This window comes from Bacillus sp. NPDC060175 (assembly GCF_042728695.1).
Classification (GTDB): domain Bacteria; phylum Bacillota; class Bacilli; order Bacillales; family Bacillaceae_G; genus Bacillus_A.
This window is the reverse complement of the sequence record NZ_JBHWYR010000028.1, coordinates 35,534-59,127: the sequence shown is the minus strand read 5'-3', so window position 1 is coordinate 59,127 and position 23,594 is coordinate 35,534. Positions and strand designations below refer to the sequence as shown.

General features: G+C 35.9%; 21 protein-coding genes and 1 other annotated feature. Of the genes, 2 read left to right on the top strand and 19 right to left on the bottom strand.

The features are described 5' to 3' along the window. The 17 genes from ACFWDE_RS15625 to hemA all read right to left on the bottom strand — a co-directional run. Nucleotides 1–1,470: hypothetical protein (locus ACFWDE_RS15625; protein WP_377893259.1), on the bottom strand; the 1,470-nt coding region annotated here is incomplete at its 3' end. Further along, complete coding sequence (locus ACFWDE_RS15620) at nt 1,463–2,218, bottom strand: ABC transporter permease (protein WP_341305760.1); 756 nt, start codon at nt 2,216–2,218, stop codon at nt 1,463–1,465. The genes ACFWDE_RS15620 and ACFWDE_RS15625, both read right to left, overlap by 8 nt. Next, on the bottom strand, nt 2,215–2,910 hold the full coding sequence (locus ACFWDE_RS15615; protein ID WP_377893258.1) for an ABC transporter ATP-binding protein: 696 nt from the start codon (nt 2,908–2,910) through the stop codon (nt 2,215–2,217). The genes ACFWDE_RS15620 and ACFWDE_RS15615 overlap by 4 nt, the downstream gene beginning before the upstream one ends. 43 nt (nt 2,911–2,953) lie before the next feature. Continuing rightward, nucleotides 2,954–3,145 (bottom strand): thiazolylpeptide-type bacteriocin, encoded by a 192-nt coding sequence (locus tag ACFWDE_RS15610; protein ID WP_377893256.1) that lies wholly within the window; start codon nt 3,143–3,145, stop codon nt 2,954–2,956. Nucleotides 3,146–3,593: 448 nt separating this feature from the next. Beyond that, nucleotides 3,594–4,226 carry a RadC family protein gene (radC, locus tag ACFWDE_RS15605; protein WP_377893254.1) on the bottom strand — a complete coding sequence of 211 codons (633 nt, stop codon included), beginning with the start codon at nt 4,224–4,226 and terminating at the stop codon, nt 3,594–3,596. A 50-nt stretch (nt 4,227–4,276) separates the two neighbouring features. After that, nucleotides 4,277–4,852, bottom strand: coding sequence for a Maf family protein (locus ACFWDE_RS15600; protein ID WP_002112047.1), 576 nt, complete (start codon nt 4,850–4,852; stop codon nt 4,277–4,279). Nucleotides 4,853–5,071: 219 nt separating this feature from the next. Beyond that, nucleotides 5,072–6,031, bottom strand: a complete 960-nt coding sequence (locus ACFWDE_RS15595) for a stage II sporulation protein B (protein WP_377893252.1) — start codon at nt 6,029–6,031, stop codon at nt 5,072–5,074. 164 nt (nt 6,032–6,195) lie between these two features. Further along, nucleotides 6,196–7,497, bottom strand: a complete 1,302-nt coding sequence (locus ACFWDE_RS15590; protein WP_377893251.1) for a bifunctional folylpolyglutamate synthase/dihydrofolate synthase — start codon at nt 7,495–7,497, stop codon at nt 6,196–6,198. 94 nt (nt 7,498–7,591) lie between these two features. Then, nucleotides 7,592–10,237 (bottom strand): valine--tRNA ligase, encoded by a 2,646-nt coding sequence (locus ACFWDE_RS15585; protein WP_377893250.1) that lies wholly within the window; start codon nt 10,235–10,237, stop codon nt 7,592–7,594. A gap of 38 nt (nt 10,238–10,275) precedes the next feature. After that, nucleotides 10,276–10,507 (bottom strand) — a binding site (T-box leader). 203 nt (nt 10,508–10,710) lie between these two features. Continuing rightward, nucleotides 10,711–11,736 carry a spore coat protein YsxE gene (gene ysxE / locus ACFWDE_RS15580; RefSeq protein WP_377893249.1) on the bottom strand — a complete coding sequence of 342 codons (1,026 nt, stop codon included), beginning with the start codon at nt 11,734–11,736 and terminating at the stop codon, nt 10,711–10,713. A gap of 72 nt (nt 11,737–11,808) precedes the next feature. Then, complete coding sequence (spoVID, locus tag ACFWDE_RS15575; protein ID WP_377893248.1) at nt 11,809–12,831, bottom strand: stage VI sporulation protein D; 1,023 nt, start codon at nt 12,829–12,831, stop codon at nt 11,809–11,811. A 79-nt stretch (nt 12,832–12,910) separates the two neighbouring features. Beyond that, the gene (gene hemL, locus ACFWDE_RS15570; RefSeq protein WP_377893247.1) at nt 12,911–14,200 is read right to left on the bottom strand and encodes a glutamate-1-semialdehyde 2,1-aminomutase; all 1,290 of its coding nucleotides are present in this window, start codon (nt 14,198–14,200) and stop codon (nt 12,911–12,913) included. After that, nucleotides 14,200–15,189, bottom strand: coding sequence for a porphobilinogen synthase (gene hemB, locus ACFWDE_RS15565; protein WP_377893245.1), 990 nt, complete (start codon nt 15,187–15,189; stop codon nt 14,200–14,202). The genes hemL and hemB overlap by 1 nt, the downstream gene beginning before the upstream one ends. Before the next feature lie 174 nt (nt 15,190–15,363). After that, on the bottom strand, nt 15,364–16,116 hold the full coding sequence (hemD, locus tag ACFWDE_RS15560; protein ID WP_377893243.1) for a uroporphyrinogen-III synthase: 753 nt from the start codon (nt 16,114–16,116) through the stop codon (nt 15,364–15,366). 2 nt (nt 16,117–16,118) lie between these two features. Continuing rightward, a complete protein-coding gene (hemC, locus tag ACFWDE_RS15555) occupies nt 16,119–17,048 on the bottom strand; it encodes a hydroxymethylbilane synthase (protein ID WP_002145529.1) in 930 nt (309 codons plus the stop codon). 15 nt (nt 17,049–17,063) lie between these two features. Next, on the bottom strand, nt 17,064–17,897 hold the full coding sequence (locus ACFWDE_RS15550) for a cytochrome c biogenesis protein (protein WP_215554308.1): 834 nt from the start codon (nt 17,895–17,897) through the stop codon (nt 17,064–17,066). 17 nt (nt 17,898–17,914) lie between these two features. Next, a complete protein-coding gene (gene hemA / locus ACFWDE_RS15545) occupies nt 17,915–19,246 on the bottom strand; it encodes a glutamyl-tRNA reductase (RefSeq protein WP_002112063.1) in 1,332 nt (443 codons plus the stop codon). A gap of 410 nt (nt 19,247–19,656) precedes the next feature. Between hemA and ACFWDE_RS15540 the strand changes: the two genes are divergently transcribed. Both ACFWDE_RS15540 and ACFWDE_RS15535 read left to right on the top strand, forming a co-directional pair. Further along, nucleotides 19,657–20,109 (top strand): MarR family winged helix-turn-helix transcriptional regulator, encoded by a 453-nt coding sequence (locus ACFWDE_RS15540; protein WP_377893241.1) that lies wholly within the window; start codon nt 19,657–19,659, stop codon nt 20,107–20,109. A gap of 2 nt (nt 20,110–20,111) precedes the next feature. Beyond that, nucleotides 20,112–20,528, top strand: a complete 417-nt coding sequence (locus ACFWDE_RS15535; RefSeq protein WP_002145525.1) for an organic hydroperoxide resistance protein — start codon at nt 20,112–20,114, stop codon at nt 20,526–20,528. A 34-nt stretch (nt 20,529–20,562) separates the two neighbouring features. On the opposite strand, the gene yihA is transcribed toward ACFWDE_RS15535, so the two are convergent. Then, complete coding sequence (yihA, locus tag ACFWDE_RS15530) at nt 20,563–21,159, bottom strand: ribosome biogenesis GTP-binding protein YihA/YsxC (protein ID WP_002088829.1); 597 nt, start codon at nt 21,157–21,159, stop codon at nt 20,563–20,565. Next, nucleotides 21,156–23,486 carry an endopeptidase La gene (gene lon, locus ACFWDE_RS15525; protein WP_377893238.1) on the bottom strand — a complete coding sequence of 777 codons (2,331 nt, stop codon included), beginning with the start codon at nt 23,484–23,486 and terminating at the stop codon, nt 21,156–21,158. Before lon ends, yihA begins: the two co-directional genes overlap by 4 nt. Nucleotides 23,487–23,594 lie beyond the last annotated feature (108 nt).

Sequence of the window (23,594 nt, the reverse complement as noted above, 5' to 3'; positions counted from 1 at the left end):
TTCTTCAATATCTATGGAGTCTTTATGTTGGTTCAACATCATAAATTCTTTTTTGAAATTGTCCCTAATATTTAATATTTCTTTATTTTTTATACACATATTTTTAGGAGTAAACCATGGATTTGTCCAAAATTCGGCATATTTCAAATTTGCACTAGTTAATTCATTCAAAATATTAGGATGATTAAAAGGGATTTTATTATCGACCATATATTTCTCAATATTATTTATGAATTCATTTTTTATTAATTCGTTCACATCAAATATTTTATAAACACTTAACAGTTCGGTAATAGAACTTGATAAAACCTCTCCGCATTTTGATTGACTTTTGATATTATCACCATACACCATAATATTATTAGGCATATCATCCATATTGTTATATTCTACTAATTCATTGTATTTTTTTTCAATACTATTAATTATTTCCTCATTCAAATCTTTATTTATATGTTTGAATTGTTCTTGCATTTTCTTGATAGTAATGAAATTGAATCTGTTATATTCTATCGCATCTAATTTTTGTATCTTTGATAATATTTGCTTAAATATATCCTTTTTCTCATCTAAATATTCTATGATTTCAAGTAAACCAATATCATATAACCTAGTAAATACCTTATGTGCTTCTATATCTGTAAGCTTAAATGTTTTTTGCAAATCTAAAGTAGTTACAATATCTCTTGATAATAAAAATTCAATAAACTTGTTTACTTTTAATTTTCCTAGCCCATCTTTTGCTTTATAAATTTTATAATTATCTGTAGAATTATAAAAAAAGAACAAATACTCTCCTTCAATTTTTGTTCTTCTATTAACTCTAAACACTGTATTTTTTATATTCCAATGATTCAAGATGATTTTTTCGTATAATCTATGGAAAAATACAAAATTTGGAGTAATTAACTCCTTATCAACTTTATATTCAAAGTCATTAATATTATTTGAACTAAAACTTACTTCATTAAATAATAGATATGGAGAAGTCTTCTTAATAGCTCGAGTTATAATATTTGAAAGTGGATATTCTATTTTTCGTAGCTTTCTATAACTATCGTCGTACTCATTATTTAAATATTTTTCGATTCTATTATTTAAAGGTTTATTAACTAGTCTAATCATCGATCTAAAATCTTTATTTTCCTTCAAAAGTTCTTTGTACCTTATGCGGTCTTCCTTCTCTGCATGTACCAAGACTTCTTTTAAATTCATTAAACACTCTTGATAGTGATGATGTAATTTTCCATAGTCTTCTAATTCTTTACTTTTATCTTCACCCTCTATCTCTGTTAATAGCTTTTTTTTCCCTCCTTTCTTTAAATCAATTGACATAAGCAATTGATCTAATTCTTTTTTAATATTTTTCATATATCGAAACGTGCTTGTTAATTCTTTATTTAAAAAAAAATCATTACGCGCCAAAAACTTTTCTCTCCGAACAACTACAGGATGAAATTTATTAGTCATTTTTCATCTTCTCCTTAACCAATAATCCTATATAGATTGCCAATAATATTACTCCTAAAATTAAATAAGACTTAAATAACTCACTATTACTATATAAATCATTAAATTTACTATCCCAAAAAGGACGTAATATTTTATTTGCATGATATAAAGGATTAAACTCAGCAATATTCTGAGCCCACTTTGGTAAAGCTGTTAATGGTAATGTCGCATCTGATAAGAAGAACATGGGAAAAAATAAAGTCATCATTAAAACTGTATACGTCTTAATTCTATCTATAAGTAGAGCTATCCCAATACCTAACAATAATGAATAACCAATAAAAATAATGTATGCTAATAAGAATGAGATTTTCTCAATACCGAATTCGATATTAAACATATAGATAGCAACTAAAATAATAAGGAGGAAGCCAATGATAGCTAATAAACCCGCTTTCAGTAAAATAACCCCAATAAATCGAGAAATTTTAATTGGGGTTACAGCTATTCTTCTATATATCCCCTTCTCTTTATCGGATATAATTTGATTTCCAACATTAAAAACAGATGTAGCAAATAAAATTAACATACAAAATCCAGGTATATATAAAGAAAAAAAGTCCACTCCACCATAATCATTTGACGAATACAATTTCCCAAAAAACACAAAACTTGCAACTGGCATTATTAAACTAAACAGTATATATAACGGCTGCCTTAAATATATTTTTAATTCAATTAAAAATTGTTTAGCAAATGAACTCATTGATTTTTTGCTCCTTCATGATTCCAAGATATATATATATCTGATAGACTTTTTTGTTCTTTATTTATTAATTCTTTTACCTCTCCAAAATAATGAACATTTCCCTTAATAAGAAACAAAATATGAGAACAATATTTCTCAACCTCTTCCATGTAATGAGAAGAAAGTAAAATTGTTGTGTTGTTAGATTGCTTTCTTACAATGCTCCACAAATCTTCTCTTGCTATAGGATCTAATCCAGTAGTAGGTTCATCTAATAATAGTAATCTCGGTTTGTTTAATATTGCCAATGCAATATTAACTCGTTGCTTCATTCCACCTGATAAATTCTTATAATACTCATTAATATATCCTTCTATCCCAGTTACAGAAATGATCTCATTTACATCCATCGTACTTTTATAGAATGTTGAAAATAATTTAATTAATTCTATAACTTTTACATCCTCATAAAAAGAATTCTCTTGCAAAACAACACCTAAATCTTCTTTAAAATCCTTTCCATTCAAAAAATTAACATTTCCTGATGTAGGTTTTTTTAAGCCTGATAATATTTCTAATAATGTTGTCTTTCCAGAACCATTGTGCCCAATAATACCAACAGTAGAATTTTCTTTTATTTTTAAGTTTAAGTCCTTAAGCGCATACATATTTCCATACTTTTTATCTAAATTATTAATAATAATATCCATAAAATCGCCTCACAATCAAATTAAGGGGGAGTGATTTATTAAATCATCCGCCTAAATGAATACAACAACCATCACAACATGAAGTAGATGCACAGCAAGAACAACTATTGCAAGATGAAATACCACTAGATGCAGCAGTTTCAGAAAGTGTAATACTTTCGTCAATTTCAATTAACTCAATATCACCAAATAACTCGTTAAATTCAAAATTTTCATTTCCTTTTTCAGTATTCATAAAAAAACACCCCTTTTAAATTTTAAAAAAATAACTATGATTCCTTAGTTTACCAAAAATACTAATCACTCCCTTGGTTAATTAAAACATATATTATGTTTTTTGGATAATGAATTCTACAAATATGTAATATTGCATATTTGATGCGTTTTTTAATTTTCTTCTGAAATTAATCTATTACCTAAAAGGAGTGGACTCCCACCGTTATCAAGTCAACACAACAATATACCCTCTAAAATTAAAAAACACGCTATTCTTTCTGTAGAATCATAGGAAAGGATAGCGTTTTATATTTCTATTTTTACATCTAATAAATTGCATCTCTTTGCCCAAGAAATTCAAGGTTTCTTATCCCCAAAAACCTTACGCGATCTTGTTTGTCCAGCGAACTAGTACATGCCAAGCAAAAAATAGATACATAAGCAATTAAAAACAAAAATCCTTTAGATTAAGAAGCTATTTTATCAATAGAATTTCGCCCATATAGATTGGGCGAAATTCTACCAAACATTAAATTCACAACAAATAATGAATCCGCCCATTTTAAAACAATATATATATGAAGACATATAATAGAGGCTGCTGCCCGACGGAACGCTTCTTTAAAAACTTCCCTTGGGTGCACAATCGACGTATTTAAACTTCCAATAAAAATAGTTTGCCTATGTATAACTTGATTTTTCGTATTCAAATATAAACAAACAAAATGCTCCTGTTGCAAAAAACGCATCTCTTCCATCATATAACTCGCACAATCTTCTGGACTTCGAATACTATATCTATTTTGATATTCTAAACGTACCATTCTTCTACCTAATTCAAAAGCAGCCATAAGCTGCGACGCCTTTGCAATCCCAACACCATGAATGCTCATCATCTCTTCTAACGTTGCATCCTTTAACATTCGTAAGCCGTCAAAATGATGTAGAATATTATCTGATAACGTTAACACCGTTTCTTCTTTAGAACCCGTTCTGAGTAAAACTGCAAGAAGTTCTCGATTCGATAAACTTCCTGCTCCTTCTAACAATAAACGCTCCCGTGGCTGTTCTTCTCTCACAACATCACGAATACCGTTCATCTCTCCACCCCTTTTTTTACGATTTCTCCTAAAGAAAACCCCATGCAATTTTACGCATGGGTTACATCGCTATCAAACTGTTTTAATTCACGGACAAGACGCGCAATTGGCAAGCCAACTACACTGTAGTAGTCCCCTTGAATATGTTGAACAAAAATAGACCCTTTACCTTGAATTCCATAGCTTCCTGCTTTATCAAGTGGTTCCTTCGATGCAACGTATACGTCTATTTCCTCTTCTGTTAATTCCCAAAATGTTACTTCTGTACGTTCATAAAAAGTTACCGTTTTTTCTTTCAATATAATTGCAACACCTGTGTATACTTCGTGTGTTTTCCCCGATAATAATCGTAACATTTCTTTCGCCTCAGCCTCATTAGACGGCTTTCCAAGAATACGTGAATCATATGTAACAATTGTATCTGCACCTAATACAACGTGATCACTATGATTTTCTGCCACAGCAGATGCTTTTTGCAACGCAAGCGACATAACAATATCAGAAGGTGATAAATATGCACCAATCGTCTCTTCTACTTCACTAACAACGATTTCAAATGGCACATCAGCTAATTCAAGCAGTTCCTTCCTCCTAGGTGATCCTGAAGCTAAAATAATTTTCCTCATATTTTCTCCTTCCCTTCTCGCATGAAGCAGAATAATTCAAATCAATCGTATCAAAGGAATAGTTTCCCCACAAATTCTAGAAATATCATTTTCTCTAAACAAAATAATAGTTCTTTTTAAATACGATTATATTCTGCCCATACAGAAAGCACTTTGCTCTAAATTCAAAAGAAAAGAAAGAAGTATATGTACTTCTTTCCCCTTCATCTTATTATCTTATTATTTTACTTTTTGTGAAACCATTTTTTCGTACGAAAGTAATCCATCAATAATAACTTGATTTAATTTAGCTACAGATTCCTTATCGTTCTTCCCTTCCTTAATCGTTTGCACCGCTATTGACGTATACGTATAAAGCTTCTTCGCATCTTCACGCTTCATACTCTTCCCTTCCTTTTCAATAACTTTCCACTCTTTTTCAATCGCCTCTACATCTTTTGGATTAATTTTTCCACTAGTTTGTACGCTGGACACATATTTTGTTAAATGAGTATATAATGGCTGCACTTTCGCTAAAAACATTCCTACTTCTTTATCATTTTTGAGCAATGCTTTATCTGTAATATCCCAATTTTTTTTCAAAACTGAAACACCATCTTGCTTATACTGATCTATTAATTGATTAACAGCCTGTTCATCGCTCGTAATACCAACAACTAACGCATACTTATCACCACTCGGTTTCAAAGCAGCCACGCCTCCATTGCCTTTCCACTCTTCAAGAGCGGCCTGTCCCTTTTCTTCGGAAGAATAAATCCCTCCTTGAACAAAAAATAATTTCATCGGGTCTAATGACGTTCCTACCTGTGCTTTTTGTTTTTCCTCTTTTGGTGCCGGTGTTTGTTCTGCCGTTCCACCCACCTTTGATTCTTCATTCCCCGTCTGCTTCGAAGCTGTTACTTCGCTTCCCCCTGTCGTCCCTTGTCCTGTTAAATGAAGCATTCCCATTCCAAACGCCGTACCAATAACAATTGCAGTTGCAACGATTGCAATTAATGTATTACTCCACTTCTTTCGATATTTTTCCATAGATACTGATTTCGCTTTTTGAAACGGAACGACATTTTTCGGTCTCTCACTTTCTGCTACCATCCAGTCAAACTCATCCTTCTTTTTTTCCTCATACTTCGCTTCTGTTCCATTTACTTTCACCGAGATTGTTCGTGATTGCTTGTCCATACACTCACACCTCACCTCTTGTCGTTGTCCGCATCATATCATATTCATTCCACAAAAAAACGAGATATTTGTCAGAGGAATTCGTCAAATAACCCTATATTATTATCTTATATGTATGCATTTGACTTCATTTGTAGAACAAAAAACTAGATAGCAAAGACTATCTAGTTTTTCTCGCGAATATATTTTCGAACTTCAGAAATGAAATAAAGAGAACCTGTTATGATAAAGACATCATTTTCTCCAATCATATCAACTTTTGTATCAATTGCCTCTTTCCAATCTTCAAAAACTAATTTTGATTCTTGTTGTGAATACGATGCAAGCTTGTCAGCAGAAATGGCACGATCAAAGGCAAACGTCGTAAATATTATTTCATCAGCAACTTTTTCTAATTGCCCTACCATGTTATGTAACTGTTTGTCACCAAGAGCAGTAAATAAAACTATTACATTCTTCTTTTTATAATGTGCCTCTACTGTTTTTACAAGACTTTCAATACCTTCTGGATTATGGGCACCATCTATTATAATATCTGGATTACTTTGTAACTTTTCAAATCGACCAATCCAGTAGGCTTCTTGTAAGCCAGCTTTCATTTCCTCTTCATTAATTAAAAATGATATATATGTTTTTAAATACATGACTGCCATAAGCGCTAGCGCTGCATTGCCTACTTGATGAATACCTTTCATTGAAATCCGAACATTTTCAAACGAGGCGAATGGACAAGCAAAATCAAAATGTTCCCCATCTTCATTAGAATGTTTATGTAATGTTGTAAACTGTTTTCCAAATTCATATAAGCTTGCATGATTTTCCTTAGCAAGCTTTTGAATTACTTGTAATGCTTCTTCATTTTTCACACCAGTAATAACTGGAACACCAGACTTAATAATCCCTGCCTTTTCATATGCAATTTCTCCTAGTGTATTTCCTAAAATATGCATATGATCGTGGCCGATATTCGTAATCATCGTGAGAACCGGATGAATAACATTTGTAGAATCAAATCTTCCCCCAAGCCCCGTTTCAAATAAAACAACATCACAGAAATTAACTTTACCGAAATAACAAATTGCCATTACTGTAATGATTTCAAACTCAGTCGCTTCTCCTAAGTCCGTCTCATCTAATTTTTCAACGACTGGCTTTACCATATTTACAAGTTCCGCAATCTCTTCATCTGCAATCGGTATTCCGTTTACACTAATACGTTCATTGAATGTTTCTATGTAAGGCGATGTAAACGTTCCTACTTTATATTTCGCACCTTCTAACATGTAGCGCATATATGTTAAAGTTGAACCTTTTCCATTTGTGCCGGCAAGATGCACACATTTTATATGACGCTCTGGATTTCCGAGTTCTTCCAACATCCATTGCATTCTTTCTAGTCCTGGTTTTATCCCAAATTTCAATCGGCTATGAATCCAGCTTATCGCTTCTTCGTATGTATGTATCACGTTTGCTATTCCCCTTTCAAAAGACAAACTTCTTAATTCTATTATACGCAAAGAAAAGAGACTCACCAATATAGTGAGTCTCTGAAAAACATTTTTATTTTTCAAGATCAGCTAGACGTTGACGAACCGCTTCGCGTTTTTCTAGATAATCTTGCTCTTTCGCACGCTCTCCGTCAATAACTTCTGCAGGAGCTTTCGCTACGAATCCTTGGTTTGAAAGTTTCTTCTGTACACGCTCTACTTCTTTATCGAACTTCTCAAGTTCTTTTTCAAGACGTGCTTTCTCTTCATCAAGATTGATAAGATCAGCTAATGGTAAGAATAACTCTGCACCTGATACGATTGCAGTCATCGCTTTTTCTGGCGCTTGTAAATCAATCTTAATTGTTAGTTCACTTGGGTTACAGAAACGCTCAATGTAAGAACTGTTTTTCGTAAGCTGAGCTAGTACTGCCTCGTCTTTTGCTTTAATTTGCATTTGAACTTTTTTGCTCATTGGTGTATTTACTTCCGCACGGATGTTACGAACAGAGCGAATGATATCAACTAGAAGGTGCATTTCTGCTGCCGCTTCTTTATCTTGTAAATCTTCACGAACTGTTGGCCATGCCGCTACTGTAATAGACTCGCCTTCATGCGGTAAATGCTGCCAAATTTTCTCTGTTACAAATGGCATGAATGGGTGTAATAGACGCATCGTTTGGTCTAATACGTAAGCTAAAATAGAACGAGTTGTTTTCTTAGCTTCTTCATCTTCACCGTATAGTGGCAGTTTCGCCATCTCAATGTACCAGTCACAGAAATCATCCCAAATGAAGTTGTATAATGAACGACCAGCTTCACCGAACTCATATTTATCCATGTTACGTGTTACACTTTCGATTGTTTCGTTTAAGCGAGTTAAAATCCACTTATCTGCAACTGATTTTTCACCAGTTAAATCGATTTCTTCATACTTCATGTCATCCATGTTCATTAATACGAAACGTGATGCATTCCAAATTTTATTAATGAAGTTCCAAGTAGATTCTACTTTTTCCATGCTGAAACGTAAATCTTGACCTGGTGCACTTCCTGTTGATAAGAAGTAACGCATTGCATCTGCACCATACTTCTCGATAACATCCATCGGATCAATACCGTTACCAAGAGATTTACTCATTTTACGTCCTTGCTCATCACGAACTAAACCGTGAATTAATACATCTTTAAATGGACGCTCTCCTGTAAACTCTAAACCTTGGAAAATCATACGAGATACCCAGAAGAAGATAATGTCATAACCAGTTACTAAAGCATCTGTTGAATAGAACTTTTTAAAGTCTGCTGCATCTTCATTCGGCCAGCCGAGTGTTGAGAATGGCCATAGTGCTGAACTAAACCATGTATCAAGTACGTCGTTATCTTGATTCCAGTTTTCAATATCCGCTGGCGCTTCTGTACCTACGTATACTTCACCAGTTTCTTTATGATACCAAGCTGGAATGCGGTGACCCCACCATAATTGACGAGAAATACACCAGTCATGAATGTTTTCCATCCAGCGTAAGTATGTGTTTTCAAAACGCTCTGGTACGAACGTTACTTTTTCTTCTTCTTTTTGTTGAAGTTTTACCGCTTTTTCTGCAAGTGGAGCCATTTTTACGAACCATTGTGTTGATAAGTAAGGCTCAACAACTGCACCGCTACGCTCACTATGACCTACTGAGTGCATATGAGGCTCGATTTCTACTAATACGCCAGCTTCTTGTAAGTCTTTCACTAACTCTTTACGGCATTCGAAACGATCCATACCGTTGTACTTACCAGCTTTTTCGTTCATCGTTCCATCTTCGTTCATTACTAAAATACGTGGTAAGTCATGACGGTTACCTACTTCAAAGTCATTCGGGTCATGAGCTGGTGTAATTTTTACAACGCCTGTTCCGAAGTCTTTTTCTACGTATTCATCAGCAATAATCGGAATCTCACGGCCTACAATTGGAAGTGTTACTGTTTTTCCGATTAAATGTTTGTAACGATCATCTTCTGGATGAACTGCTACTGCTGTATCACCAAGCATTGTTTCTGGACGAGTAGTTGCAAGACGAATGTGACCAGAACCGTCTGTTAACGGATAGTTCATATGGTAGAATGCACCTTGAACTTCTTTATGAATTACTTCAATATCAGAAAGAGCTGTGCGTGTTGCTGGGTCCCAGTTGATGATATACTCACCACGGTAAATTAAGCCTTTTTCATATAATTGAACGAATACTTTATTAACTGCATCAGATAAACCTTCGTCTAATGTGAAACGTTCACGAGAATAGTCTAGTCCTAAACCAACTTTTCCCCATTGTTGACGAATGTGAGAAGCGTACTCTTCTTTCCACTCCCAAGCTTTTTCAAGGAATTTCTCACGGCCAAGATCGTAACGTGAAATACCTTCTTCACGAAGTTTCCCTTCTACTTTCGCTTGCGTTGCGATACCAGCATGGTCCATTCCTGGAAGCCATAATACATCGTATCCTTGCATACGCTTCGTACGAGTTAAAATATCTTGAAGAGTTGTATCCCAAGCATGACCTAAATGTAACTTACCAGTTACGTTCGGAGGTGGAATTACAATTGTATACGGTTGTTTCTTCTCGTCTCCTGTTGCTTCGAAATATTTGCCTTCAAGCCACCACTTATAAAGGCCTTCTTCAACGGACATATGATCATATTTAGTTGGTAAATTCTTTTCCGTGTTTGACATTATTTTCCCTCCTTAAAATAAAAAATGTCCCTCATCCAAAAAAGGACGAGGGACATCGCGGTACCACCTTTATTTACAAACAAATTCAGAATTTGCTTATACTCTTAATTTGATAACGGACAAATCCGTCTTTTCCTAATGAGAACTATTCCGTTCAGAAAAGATGCTCCAGGGCTACCTTCTAACATAACTATCTAGAGAATCTCCCAGCTAATGATTCTCCTCTCTGAAGACGTTTCATGTTATACTCTTCCCCTTCAAGGCATTTATATGATTGTTAATTATTATATACAATAGTGTAAAAAACGAAACCTTATTCGTCAAGATAAATTTGAAACTGCGACCTTTATCTCTTTATGGAACTAATAAAAAGAAGATAAGCAGGTTTCTCCCTACTTACCTTCTTTATCCCGATTGATGAAGGCTAATAATCAGTGGGAATGAACAAAACCCCCACTGATTAAAATTTCACTTTATCCGTTCCCTTGCTGGGCAGCTTGTAATTGCGAAAGGAAATATTCTGTATTACTAATGAGCCAATGCGATTGCTGCAGAGTTTTCACCCCGCGGAGCTCATTTTCTTCATTACGACTCTTTCTTCTTTTCGTATACGACTGAATTTGCCGAATAAAATGAGACGGGTACGTCATATACGCAAACATAAGAAGCTGCTCTTCTTTCGTAAATGGAAAATTTTTTTGATACATTTGATACCATTCAAAGCGATCACTCCGCGCAATTGGATATGTGTTCAAAGACCTTGAATAAAAGCTGACAATATCCTGTACCGGTGTAGCAAACTGAGACTTTTCTAAACTAATAAAATAACCGTTTCGTTCATAATCAAATAAAAAGTGATTAAGCGATACATTTCCATGAACGAAAGTAGTACGTGTCGTTTCCTTTTCTTTCATTGCATCGTGCCATTCACTTAATTGTTTCGTTGCGAACTCACGTGCTCTCATAGCATGGTGATAATACGTACAATATTGTAATTCAAATGGCGACATATACCACTTCGCTTCAGATTCTACAAGAAACTCTTCTAACATCTCACCATCATTTTCCCAACGATCGGATATATTTGTATAATGTTTTTTTAAATCTTCTTCTGTATAAGTCTCCTCTTTCACTGTTTTTTGATGCAACGTCCCGAGCGTTTGAAACATCTTATGGTATTGATCATTATCTTCTCCGTTTCCTTCCGCACGTTCTAACCAAGGCATTAAATAATAACTATACGTCCCATCACTTAAAACATAATTCCCGTCCGTCGCATGATAGATAGGTACATAATTCGAAAAACCTTTCTCCTTCAAATATTGAATATGGTGCAAAAAATTATTCCGCTCTAATTTTCTATCTTGTATTTTCTTTAACGCATACGGACCTTGATTCGTATAAATTTTCATTACACTTCCGTGCTCTTCCATATGCTGAGTGTCCAATCTATATTGCCTCACAATGGGTTCATAGCGATTTCGTAATTCAATATCCATACGAATAACCCTTTCTTATTCAAAACATAGCTTCTAGGAAAAGAAAAGAGGTGAGTGAAAAAACTCACTCACTTATTTCACCTTTGCTTTTGAAACAGGAATATATATAATTTGCCCTGTAGTTAAATATATATCTTCTGATTGATTTACACGATGTAAGTTTTGTACAGTCGTTTCATAACGTTCTGCAACAGCTTCAATTGTATCTCCTTCTTGTACGAAGTACATTCTTAACTTCGTAAATTCTTCTTCTGGTTCTTTCGTAAATAATTTCGTTAAATAAAGTGCATTTTCATCTCGCTGTGAATATGTTTCTTCCTCTGGCTCTTCCTGCTTTTTCGCTTTTTCTTTCTTGAAATTTTTTCGCCCGAACAATTCAAATTGTGGCGTCGTTTCTTTCTCCTCTTCACGCCCCGCAAATTCATGTTCTTCTATTTCCTCTTCTTCTATTTCCTCTTCTTCTATTTCTTGCTCTTTTCTTTCTTCTAGCTGAAACGGTTCAAATGCATAATCTTCCCATCCATCTGATTCTTTATAGGCTGGTACCTCTTCGTGCGGCGCAGGTCTACTTTCACCTTCTTCAGCTGAATCAGCTTCCAACTCGGCATACGCCATCTCTTCCTCTTCATCCTCGGTTCTTTCTTCGTCACATAAACCTGTAATAGATATATCCGCTAATAGTTGTAAGCAACCATTTTCCTTTAATTCATAATCAAATTCCTCGATTGATACATATAATTCTTCAATTACTTTCACTCGATTTCTTGGAATTGATATTTCGAGCGGAAAGGAATGGACAAGCTCATTAACCCCGTCTGCCCTTGTTTCTACATAATCAATTGCCTTTGCTGGTGATAGCTCTCTTAATGAATAAGCTGAATCATCTTGCCTTGCAACGTACTCTCCCGTTAAATCTAATTGCCCTCTCACGATAACTTCATGATCGAGCTCCTCTATCTCAACGTCTGGATCTAACGAAATTGACAAAAGTTCTTCGACTTCCTGTCCCTTTTGGAACCAAACAGATTCTTTTAACGAAAATCGTAATGAATGATCTGTTGCCACTTCTTTTCCCCCTCCCAAACTATAGGTCATTACAGATTTATGTTCCCTAAGGCTACTTTATGAATAAAAAAAATCGCTCCCCTAATGGAAAGCGATTTTCTCTAAGAAATTATGCTTTTAATTTTGACATTGCAATTTCAGCCGCCGCAATTGTCGCCTCAATATCTGCATCACTATGTGCTGTTGATAAGAATAAACCTTCAAATTGAGAAGGTGGTAAAAATACACCTTGTTCTACCATTTCACGATAGTAAGCTGCAAAGAATTCTAAGTTTGAAGATTTTGCTGTATCATAATTAATAACCTGCTCATCTGTAAAGAAAATGCCAATCATAGAACCTGCACGATTAATGTGATGCGGGATATTATGCTTTTCAGCTACCTTACGTAGTCCAGCCTCTAACATTTCTGCTTTACGCTCAAATTCCACATATGATTCTGGTGTTAACTGCACTAGCGTTTCATAGCCTGCTGTCATTGCAAGTGGATTACCCGATAATGTTCCGGCTTGGTAAATCGGTCCGCTTGGTGCAACTTGACGCATAATCTCTGCCTTACCACCGTATGCTCCTACCGGCAAGCCACCACCGATTACTTTACCTAAACAAGTTAAATCAGGAGTTACGCCGTAGTAACCTTGCCCACAATTATAAGCAACACGGAATCCAGTCATTACTTCATCAAAAATAAGTAGTGCACCGTTTTGCTCTGTCACTTCACGAAGTCCTTCTAAAAATCCTGGTTGCGGGGGAACAACACCCATATTCCCTGCCACTGGTTCTACAATTATACAAGCGATGTCATCACCGAATTGTTCGAAAGCATATTTTACACTTTCTAAATCGTTATACGCTACTGTAATCGTATTTTTCGCTACACCTTCTGGTACACCAGGGCTATCTGGTAAACCTAGCGTCGCCACACCAGAACCTGCTTTAATTAATAAAGAATCGCCATGACCATGGTAACAACCAATGAATTTCAAAATTTTGTTACGCCCTGTATAACCTCGAGCTAAACGTAGTGCACTCATTGTCGCTTCTGTTCCAGAGTTAACCATACGTACAATCTCAATTGATGGCACGCGCTCAATAACAAGCTGCGCTAATTTATTTTCAATTTCTGTTGGGGCACCAAAGCTTGTTCCTTTTTCAGCAACAGCTTTTAAAGCCTCAACAACACGGTCGTTCGCATGACCATGAATTAAAGGTCCCCACGATAATACGTAATCGATGTATTCATTCCCATCGATATCATATACTTTAGAGCCTTTTCCGCGCTCCATAAACAGCGGATTCATACCAACAGACTTAAAGGCACGAACAGGGCTATTTACGCCTCCAGGCATTAAATTTTGTGCCTCTTCAAACGCCGCAATCGACTTATCGAACTTTTTCATTATTTAGCGCCTCCTTCTTGTAACCATCTTGCTGCATCTTTTGCATGATACGTAATAATCAAGTCTGCTCCTGCACGTTTCATGCTAATTAATTTCTCAAGTACAACTTCTTTTTCATTAATCCAACCATTTTGCGCTGCTGCTTTAATCATCGAATATTCACCACTTACGTTATAAGCAACGACTGGTAAGTTAAAGTTATTTTTCACATCACGAACGATATCTAAATAAGAAAGAGCTGGCTTTACAATTAAGAAGTCGGCCCCTTCCATTACATCTGATTCTGCTTCACGGAATGCCTCCATACGGTTTGCTGGGTCCATTTGATATGTTTTACGATCACCAAACTGCGGTGCACCATGTGCTGCATCACGGAACGGTCCGTAAAATGCTGATGAATATTTCACAGCATACGACATAACTGGTACGTGCGCGAAACCATTTTCATCTAATGCATGGCGAATTGATGTTACGAATCCATCCATCATGTTAGATGGTGCAATAATGTCCGCCCCTGCTTTCGCTTGACTTACAGCTGTTTTTGCAAGAGCTGCAAGAGACTCATCATTTAAAATAACGCCATCTTCAATAACACCGCAATGACCATGGCTTGTGAATTGACATAAACATGTATCTGCAACTACTACTAGCTCTGGGAACTCATCTTTAATTTGCTTAATTGCACGCTGTACAATTCCATGCTCACAATATGCCGATGATCCAACTTCGTCCTTTTCAGCAGGTAAACCAAATACAATAACAGAACGAATACCTAAATCAACGACCTCTTGCATTTCAGCTTGCAATAAGTCTAACGACATTTGATATACGCCTGGCATAGAAGGAACTTCATTACGAGTATTTTCTCCTTCTAATACAAAAATAGGGTAAATAAAATCTTCTGTATGTAAAAATGTTTCACGCACAAGTGCACGCATGCCCCCGCTTTGTCTTAGACGACGATGACGATTAAATTGTAAAGAATTCATAGATTTCTATCCCCATTCTTTTATTTTATCCCGCTATTTGCGGGCAGTAAGACCCCCACCTCAAAATTCGGCTGGAGCAAAGAAGTTAGGTGGGAGATCAACTGCCCGTAAACGCCCGATTGGTGAAGGCTAATAATCAGTGGGGGATGAACAAAACCCCCACTGATTAAAGTTTCACTTTATAGATTCACAAATGCATTGTAGTAATGCTTCTACAGTGTACTCTTTCGGCACAATAACATGTGGAAAATAAAGGAGCGCCTCTTTTTCCGTAATAGGCCCTATACAAGCAATTGTACATTTTTTTGTCCATTCTCTCCAGTTTGTACCCTCAAGTAAATGAACAAAACTATCCACAGTTGATGGGCTCGTAAATGTAATAATATTTACTTCCCCTAATTTCAATGCTGCTATAAGTTCTTGTTTTTTCTCTACATTCACCTTCGTACCATATACGATTAGCTCATCTAGAAAAACACCAACCTCCCTAAGTTTAACCGGGATTACATCTCTTGCTAAATTCCCCTTCGGAAATAAAATACGCTCGTTTCCACTTAATTCTTTTAGAAACTCTTCGGAAAATGCTTCTGCAACAAATGAGGTCGGAACAAAATGAACTTGATAGCCCCTTTTTTCTAACTCTAATTTTGTTTTCACGCCTACCGCAGCAATTTTAATAGTTAATGGTATTTTCTTTTTCAAACCATCTAGAAAAAAAGCTACACCATTTTTACTCGTAAAAATAACCCAGTCATACGAATGTAGTTGCCTTGTTATACGTTGAATTTGCCTATGAGATGTGCCTTCCATACGCAAAAGCGGAATTTCCAATGGAATTCCGCTCCTTTCTTTCACTGCTACACTCATTTGTTTCGCTTGATGCTGGGCACGTGTAATCAATACTATTTTGCCAGCGAGAGCATCCATATTTATTGTTGCTCCTTATTTGCAGCAAGGATGAGCTCTTTTGCTCCTTGTTTAATTAAACGGTCCGCAGCCTCTAATCCAACTTGCTTCGGATCATTGCCTACTACTATCTCTTTCAATAAAACAGAACCGTCCATAGAACCGACAAGCGCTGTTAATTCGATTGCATCATTTTCTTTAAGAGTTGCATATCCAGCGATTGGAACTTGGCATCCACCTTCAAGTTTATGAAGAAATACTCGTTCAGCAGCCACTGTTCTTTCTGTTACTGCATCATTAATATGTGCTAACAACTGAAGTAAGTCCTTATCATCCTCACGACATTCAATCGCTAATGCACCTTGTCCTACGGCTGGTACACATAACGTTTCATCTAAATGTTCTGTAATAACTTCTCCATCCCAGCCCATTCTCTGTAATCCTGCTGTCGCTAAAATAATTGCATCGTAATCTTCATCTTTCAACTTACGTAAGCGTGTATCGATATTCCCACGAATCCATTTCACTTGTAAATCTGGTCTCGCAGCTAGTAATTGTGCACTACGTCTCAAACTACTCGTCCCTAAGATCGCGCCTTCTGCTAAGTCTTTAAACGATTCTCCGTTTTTAGAAATAAAAGCATCACGAGGGTCAACGCGCTTTGGCGTACAACCAATCGTTAATCCATCTGGAAGTACAGCTGGCATATCTTTCATACTATGTACAGCCATATCAATTTCTTTCGTAAGCAACGCATGTTCAATTTCCTTTACAAATAAACCTTTTCCGCCTACTTTTGAAAGAGTAACATCTAAAATAACATCACCTTTTGTGACGATTTCTTTCACTTCAAATTCATATGGTAAACCAAGCGCTTTTAATTGATCGATAAACCAATTTGTTTGTGTTAATGCTAGTTTACTCTTTCGTGAACCTACAATAATTTTGCGCATAATTCTCTCTCCTCATTATAAATACCAAAAGTGGAAATTAGATAAACTGCTTAATAGAAAAATGTTAACTAGCATTACGAGAAATGCCCCGATATTCCACAGCACAATTTTCTTACCCTGCAACACATCTGCCGCTCGTAAATATAAGCCCACGCAATATACAAATAGAACGACAAAAGAACCGATTACTTTCGTATCATACCAATGGAAATTATCCAATTTTGTATATCCCCATATGCATCCTAATATAATTGCTAATAAGAAAAACGGAACAGAAAATAAATTTAATCCGTAAGACATCGATTCAAGCTTCGGCAAATTTCCTAACCTTCTTAATCTCGCATTCCATTTTTTCTTTTTTAATAGCCGATATTGCAATAAATACATAATAGAAAAAATAAACGATACAGTAAACGTTGCATAAGAAATAATCGCCATACCGACATGCACGTATACAAGTTCTGAAACTAATTGCTCTGCAAGTACTGGCGACATCTTTCCGAGCGGTGTAAAAATAGAAAAAGCGCTTACGCCAAATGCTACAACATTTGTAAAAAAGACTAAAAAGTCAATGCGCATAAATCGATTAATGACTAATGACATCGTAATCAATAACCAAACATAAAAATAAATCCCTGACAATAAAGTTAAAATAGGATTCGTTTCTGAATCTGTAGCCCTAAGCAACATAAAGATAGACTGCAATACCCATACAATCGAAAGTAACCAAAAAGCAAATCGGTTCGCCTTTCGGTTACTTTGAAAATAATCTATAAAATATAAACTAATGCTACAAGCATATAAAATAATTGCAATATGATAAATAATACTGTTATTTAAAAAACTCATCCGATCATCCTTCCAAGTTATAAAGATGGAACGGATGGTGTCCACGCTCTTTTATGTTCTACTTCTTCCGTATTTCCCGCTTCTTCCACTTCTAAATCAAAAATCTTCGCAAATAAAGCTAATTTTTCGCCAGCTCCCTCTTCAGCAGCTAATTCTTTAGCTACTAAAATTGGATCTTTTAACAATTGGTTAATAATACTTTTCGTATGTTTACTAATTACTTTTTTCTCACGATCACTAAGGTTTGGTATTTTTCGTTCAAGGCTTTCCATCGTGTCACTTTGAATTGCTAGCGCTTTATCACGAAGAGCCGATATTAACGGTACAACACCAAGCGTACTTAACCACGTTTTAAATAAAACCATTTCCTCTTCAATCATAAATTGAATTTTCTCCGCTTCTTTTAAACGTTCAGCACGGTTTGCTTCAACTACACCTTGCAGATCGTCGATATCATATAAGAAAGAGCCTTCTAATTCATCAATCGCAGGATCAATATCACGTGGTACTGCAATATCAACCATAAATAACGGACGACCAGAGCGCATTCTCTCTACTTTCGTCATCATCTCTTTCGTAATGACATATTCTGATGCACCCGTTGAACTAATTAAAATATCCGCTTCTAATAATGCACATTGCAATTCACTTAAAGGCTTTGCATGTCCCATATATTTCTCAGCCATCACTTCCGCTTTCGTAAGCGTCCTATTCATAACTGTTACTTTACGAGCACCACTTCCGTATAAGTTTTGCAGTGCAAGTTCACCCATCTTACCAGCACCAAGAATAAGTACATGACAATCTGTTAAATCTCCAAATATTTTCTTTCCGAGCTCAACAGCAGCATAACTAACAGACATCGCACTTTCACCAATCGTTGTTTCTGAGTGCGCACGTTTTGCTAACGTAACCACTTGCTTAAACAACTCATTAAAAATTGTACCTGTCGCTTTTACTTGTTGCGCTTCTAAAAAGCTATCTTTTATTTGACCTAAAATTTGCGTTTCTCCAACAACCATAGAATCTAAACCGCACGTTACGCGGAATAAATGATCTATTGCGCCATCTTGTTCAAAAATAGACAAGTATGGTGCGACTTCTTCTATTTCAAGCTGAAACCAATCAGCTAAAAACTTCTTAATGTAATACCGTCCCGTGTGTAATTGATCGACAACAGCGTAAATCTCAGTGCGATTACAAGTTGATACAATGACATTTTCTAGTACGCTCTTTTGGTTTTGTAATGTAGTCATTGCTTGCTCTAGCTCTGCTGCCTGAAATGTGAGTTTCTCACGAAATTCTACAGGGGCTGTTCGATAATTTACACTAACAACAAGAATATGCACGCAGCATGTCCCCCTTCACCCGTTTTATCACTTTATCTACTATCATAATACAACTTTCCTCTTATGAATCTGACAATCGTGTGAACAACTGATTATTTTTTCTCCATATGTAATAAAGGAGCTTCAGTAAGATTAATAAAGAACTCTCTACTTTATAATGATTATAAAATAATAACTCTATTTGTACGTTACCAAAAAAAGTCCTCATAATCAAGTGATGGAAACTATTCCATATTAATTATAACATCATCTTTTCTATCTTCTTTCATCATGAAGGAAAATATGTATGATTGTTCCAAAATATAGTACTCACTTTCTCAATGCAATGCATTTGACATTGTATTTATTTTTCGTTATATTGATTTTACAAAATTAAATTGTGCACAATTTAAAAGTATAAGGAGTTGCTTATGAAAGAAAATCCTCTACATCTAGATAACCAACTTTGTTTTTCTATTTACGCTTGTTCTAAAGAGGTTACTCGTTTTTACCGACCCTATTTAGAAGAAATGGGCATTACGTATCCCCAGTACATTACTTTACTCGTACTCTGGGAACGAGACGGACTAACAGTAAAAGAAATTGGAGAACGTCTATTTTTAGATTCTGGTACTTTAACACCTATGTTAAAACGGATGGAATCATTAAAACTTGTAAAACGTGTTCGTTCAAAAGAAGATGAGCGAAAAGTTTGTATTGAATTAACAGAACAAGGTAAAGATTTAAAAGAAAAGGCTTGTTCATTACCGACAACAATGGCTGCAAATTTAGGGATTACAGAGCAAGAATATCGTTCTTTACTAATCCAATTAAATAAATTAATTGAAACGATGAAAACAATTAATGATAGAAAAGGGGAATAAACATGGATAAATTATATACTGCTTCAGTAACAGCTACAGGTGGAAGAAACGGTAAGGTAGTTTCAGATGATGGCATATTAAATCTTGATGTAAAAATGCCAAAAGCACTAGGTGGCGCAGGCGGAGAGGCAACAAATCCAGAACAATTATTTGCAGCTGGTTATGCAGCTTGCTTTGATAGCGCATTGCAACTTGTAATTCGTACAAAACGTGTGAAAGTGGAAAGTACAGAAGTGACTGCACACGTGTCTATCGGTAAAGATACAGATGATGGTTTCGGACTATCTGCTGTACTTGACGTACATGTTGCTGGTGTTTCTCATGCCGAAGCACAAGAACTTGTAGAAGCCGCTCACGGTGTATGTCCTTACTCTAAAGCAACAAGAGGAAATATTGAGGTTACATTAAACGTACGCTAAAAGTTTAGTAAATAAAAAAAACGCGCGACATTCGTCACGCGTTTTTTGTTTTTGTCATTTTATGAATTGCTTTCCATGCTTCTTCTTTTCCAAGACCTGTTTCAGAAGAGAATAGAACGATTTCATCGCCAATTTCAACAGCAAGCGTTTCTTTTACAACTTTTAAATGCTTTTGCCATTTCCCTTTCGGAATTTTATCGGCTTTCGTTGCAATAATAATTGTTGGGATTTCATAATGCTTTAAGAAATCATACATCATAATGTCATCTTTTGTTGGTTGGTGACGTAAATCAACTACTAATACAGCTGCGTCTAATTGCGTACGTGTTGTAAAGTAAGTCTCAATCATTCTGCCCCATGCCGCGCGCTCTGTTTTAGATACTTTCGCATATCCATAACCTGGAACGTCAACAAAATGCATCATTTCATTGATTAAGAAAAAGTTCAGCGTTTGCGTTTTTCCTGGTTTAGAAGAAATACGTACTAACTTTTTACGATTTAAAATTTTATTAATAAAGGAAGACTTCCCGACATTAGAACGACCTGCTAAGGCAATTTCTGGTAAATCACTGTCTGGATATTGTTCCGGTTTAACGGCACTAATTACAATATCTGCTTTTGTTACTTTCATTGTTTCACTCCTACTAATGCGTGCTCCAATACTTCGTCTAAATGAGATGCAAGCACAAACGTAAGGTTTTCTTTTACGCTCTCTGGAATATCATCTAAATCTTTCTCATTTTCCGCCGGTAAAATAATTTTTGTTAATCCCGCGCGGTGAGCACTTAATGTTTTTTCTTTCAAACCACCAATTGGTAATACACGACCACGAAGTGTAATTTCACCTGTCATACCAACTTCTTTACTTACAGGAATACCTGTTAGTGCAGAAATAAGTGCCGTTGCCATCGTAATACCTGCTGACGGTCCATCTTTTGGAACTGCTCCTTCTGGAACATGAATATGAATATCGTTTTTCTCATGGAAATCCGGATCAATATGAAGTTCTTCTGCACGAGAACGAATATAGCTAAACGCGGCTTGTGCGGATTCTTTCATAACATCCCCAAGTTTCCCTGTTAAAATTAATTTCCCTTTTCCTGGCGCTACAGACACTTCAATTGCAAGTGTATCGCCGCCCGCTGCTGTGTAAGCTAAACCTGTTGCCATACCAACTTGGTCTGTTTTTTCAGCTTGACCATAACGGAATATATGCTTACCAAGTAAATCAACAATATTTTTCTCTGTTACAACAATGCGCTTGCGTTCTGCTGTAACGATAATTTTTGCTGCTTTACGGCAAACTTTTGCAATTTGACGCTCTAACGTACGAACACCAGCCTCGCGTGTATAATAACGAATAATTTCAAGAAGCGCTTCATCACGCACTTGCAAATTACCTTTTCGTAGGCCATGTTCTTTTAATTGTTTCGGCAATAAATGCTCACGAGCAATATGCACCTTTTCAAGTTCTGTATAACCAGCAATCGAAATGATTTCCATACGGTCAAGCAATGGGCCCGGAACACTTGCAAGTGTATTAGCAGTTGCAACGAACATAACTTTCGATAAATCATATGGCTCTTCAATGTAATGATCACTGAAGTTATGGTTTTGCTCTGGATCTAACACTTCAAGTAACGCCGCTGATGGGTCTCCCCTGAAATCGTTAGACATTTTATCAATCTCATCTAATAAGAAGACTGGATTAACTGTTTTCGCCTTTTTCATACCTTGAATAATACGTCCTGGCATCGCTCCTACATATGTACGACGGTGACCACGAATTTCAGATTCATCGCGCACACCACCAAGAGAAACACGTACAAAATTACGATTTAACGATGTTGCAATAGAACGTGCTAACGAAGTTTTCCCAACCCCAGGAGGTCCTACTAGACAAAGAATTGGTCCTTTTAATGAATTCGTTAACTTCTGTACAGCTAAATATTCAAGTACTCGCTCTTTCACTTTTTCAAGACCGTAATGATCTTTATTTAAAATTTCTTCCGAATGAGCGAGGTCAATCATATCCTCTGTTGCTGTTGTCCATGGGAGAGCTAATAACCAATCAATATAATTACGAATAACACCACTCTCAGCAGAACTTACAGGTAACTTTTCATAACGATCTAATTCTTTCAGTGCAGCCTGCATTGTTTCTTCAGGCATTCCCGACTGTTCAATTTTCTCACGAAGTTCTTCAACTTCCCCGCCCTTGCCTTCTTTATCACCAAGTTCAGTTTGAATCGCCTTCATTTGCTCACGTAAGAAATATTCTTTTTGCGTGCGCTCCATTGAACGTTTCACTTTTTGTCCAATTTTCTTTTCTAGGCTAAGTAACTCTTGTTCATCTTGAATAATTGAAATAAGTGTATGTAGTCGTTCTTTCACAGATACACTCTCTAAAATCTCTTGTTTCTGCTTCGTTTTAATCGGTAAGTGAGAAGCAATTAAATCAGCTAGTCTTCCGGGTTCTTCTACATCAGCTACCGTTGCAAATGTTTCATTTGAAACTTTTTTCGAAACTTTAATATATTGTTCGAAATGCTCCAGTAACGTACGCATAAGAGCCTTCTCTTCTAAATCATCTTCTACTTCTTCAGTTACTGTTCTAATAGAAACTTGTACCAGATTTTCTTCTTCGATAAACTCTACTACTTCTGCTCTATGTAAACCTTCTACAAGGACACGAAGCGTACCGTTCGGCAATTTTAACATTTGCTTCACTTTCGCCACTGTACCTACACTATATATGTCATCTTCTTTAGGATCGTCGATATTCATTTCTTTTTGCATTGCTAAAAAGATGATATTTTCATCCATTGCCGCCTGCTCTAGTGCTTGTATCGATTTATCACGTCCTACATCAAGATGCAGAACCATCGTTGGATATACGAGAATGCCTCTTAATGGTAGGAGGGGTACAATTCTTTCATTCGTATTCATACTAGACATAGCACCTCCATAATAAATTAAACTCCTGTTCAACTATTTTATATTACAATACATCTAGATGCAATTGCAGAGATTCTTCGCAATTGTAAATCCCCTGTTTTTTTGTGC

Excerpts from the sequence above, each read along its gene's own strand:
- ACFWDE_RS15620 (WP_341305760.1), bottom strand. The coding sequence starts at position 2,218 with ATGAGTTCATTTGCTAAACAATTTTTAATTGAATTAAAAATATATTTA.
- ACFWDE_RS15615 (WP_377893258.1), bottom strand. The coding sequence starts at position 2,910 with ATGGATATTATTATTAATAATTTAGATAAAAAGTATGGAAATATGTAT.
- ACFWDE_RS15610 (WP_377893256.1), bottom strand. The coding sequence starts at position 3,145 with ATGAATACTGAAAAAGGAAATGAAAATTTTGAATTTAACGAGTTATTT.
- radC (WP_377893254.1), bottom strand. The coding sequence starts at position 4,226 with ATGAACGGTATTCGTGATGTTGTGAGAGAAGAACAGCCACGGGAGCGT.
- ACFWDE_RS15600 (WP_002112047.1), bottom strand. The coding sequence starts at position 4,852 with ATGAGGAAAATTATTTTAGCTTCAGGATCACCTAGGAGGAAGGAACTG.
- ACFWDE_RS15595 (WP_377893252.1), bottom strand. The coding sequence starts at position 6,031 with ATGGACAAGCAATCACGAACAATCTCGGTGAAAGTAAATGGAACAGAA.
- ACFWDE_RS15585 (WP_377893250.1), bottom strand. The coding sequence starts at position 10,237 with ATGTCAAACACGGAAAAGAATTTACCAACTAAATATGATCATATGTCC.
- ysxE (WP_377893249.1), bottom strand. The coding sequence starts at position 11,736 with ATGGATATTGAATTACGAAATCGCTATGAACCCATTGTGAGGCAATAT.
- spoVID (WP_377893248.1), bottom strand. The coding sequence starts at position 12,831 with ATGACCTATAGTTTGGGAGGGGGAAAAGAAGTGGCAACAGATCATTCA.
- hemL (WP_377893247.1), bottom strand. The coding sequence starts at position 14,200 with ATGAAAAAGTTCGATAAGTCGATTGCGGCGTTTGAAGAGGCACAAAAT.
- hemB (WP_377893245.1), bottom strand. The coding sequence starts at position 15,189 with ATGAATTCTTTACAATTTAATCGTCATCGTCGTCTAAGACAAAGCGGG.
- hemD (WP_377893243.1), bottom strand. The coding sequence starts at position 16,116 with ATGGATGCTCTCGCTGGCAAAATAGTATTGATTACACGTGCCCAGCAT.
- hemC (WP_002145529.1), bottom strand. The coding sequence starts at position 17,048 with ATGCGCAAAATTATTGTAGGTTCACGAAAGAGTAAACTAGCATTAACA.
- ACFWDE_RS15550 (WP_215554308.1), bottom strand. The coding sequence starts at position 17,897 with ATGAGTTTTTTAAATAACAGTATTATTTATCATATTGCAATTATTTTA.
- ACFWDE_RS15540 (WP_377893241.1), top strand. The coding sequence starts at position 19,657 with ATGAAAGAAAATCCTCTACATCTAGATAACCAACTTTGTTTTTCTATT.
- ACFWDE_RS15535 (WP_002145525.1), top strand. The coding sequence starts at position 20,112 with ATGGATAAATTATATACTGCTTCAGTAACAGCTACAGGTGGAAGAAAC.
- yihA (WP_002088829.1), bottom strand. The coding sequence starts at position 21,159 with ATGAAAGTAACAAAAGCAGATATTGTAATTAGTGCCGTTAAACCGGAA.
- lon (WP_377893238.1), bottom strand. The coding sequence starts at position 23,486 with ATGTCTAGTATGAATACGAATGAAAGAATTGTACCCCTCCTACCATTA.